General features: G+C 60.1%; 1 protein-coding gene. It reads right to left on the reverse strand.

The window, feature by feature from the left end; translation table 11 throughout:
• Nucleotides 1-53: 53 nt before the first annotated feature.
• Nucleotides 54-929 carry a LysR family transcriptional regulator gene (locus HT737_RS05065; RefSeq protein ID WP_182401717.1) on the reverse strand — a complete coding sequence of 292 codons (876 nt, stop codon included), beginning with the start codon at nt 927-929 and terminating at the stop codon, nt 54-56.
• Between the last annotated feature and the right edge of the window lie 120 nt (nt 930-1,049).

Consider the following 1,049-nt stretch of genomic DNA (forward strand, 5'->3'; position numbering starts at 1 on the left):
AGATCAAAAGATCGCAGCTTCGGCAGCTCCTACAGGGGTTAAACGTTTGAAGATCAGTGTTCGGCTTTGAGGATGTCGAACAGCGCCTGCGCCGCTGCCGACAGTTCATTGCCGGGCTCGGTCAGCACGCCAATCGCTCGCTCCACCGAATCATTCAAGGTCAGGCAATGCGCGCCCAGTTCGAGCATCTGCTCGGCACACAACGCCGGCACTGCACTCACTCCCAGCCCGCTGGCGACCATGCGCCCGACGGTTGCCAGTTGATGGCTTTCGAACTCCACCGGGAGCTTCATGCCCCGGGCCAGCAAGTGTTCTTCGAGCATCACCCGCACTGTCGACGGCCGTTGCAGGGTGATGAACGGTTCCTGCAGCAAGGTCTGCCAGTCGATTTCGCCAAGGCTGGCCAGCGCTGAATCTTGCGGCACCACCGCGACAAAGCGGTCCATGTACAGCGGCGTGAACGTCAGCGAGGTGTTCTGCATCGGCTCGAACGCGACACCCAGTTCCACGTGGCGGTCGCGCACCATTTCCAGCACTTGTTCGTTGATCACGTCGTTGACCGTGACATTGACGTTTGGATAGCGCGCGCGAAACGTCTTGAGGATCGGCGGCAACAGGTTGCCGGCAAACGACGGCATCGCCGCCAGCGTCACCCGTCCGCGTTGCAGACTGAAACGCTGGCGCATTTCGTCTTCGGCGTTGTCCCAATCGGCGATCAGGCGCCGAGCCAGCGGCAGCAGCGATTCACCCTCGGCGGTCAGCGCCACATTGCGCGTGTTGCGACTGAACAACCGCCCGCCCAAACCCTCTTCCAGCGCCTTGATGGTCAGGCTCAGCGCCGATTGCGACAAGTGCAGACGCTCGCAGGCCACGGCGAAACTCAGGCTCTGGGCCACGGCGAGGAAGGCGCGGATCTGCTTTATCGTCATAATGGATAACGCCCTGTTAGCGATATTGCCGAGTAAACGCCGTATCCATGTAGGAGCTGCCGCAGGCTGCGATCCTTTGATCTTGATCCTAAAAAAAACAACATCAAAAAGATCGCAGCC

It is taken from the genome of Pseudomonas sp. MD195_PC81_125, from assembly GCF_014060985.1.
Classification (GTDB): domain Bacteria; phylum Pseudomonadota; class Gammaproteobacteria; order Pseudomonadales; family Pseudomonadaceae; genus Aquipseudomonas; species Aquipseudomonas parakoreensis.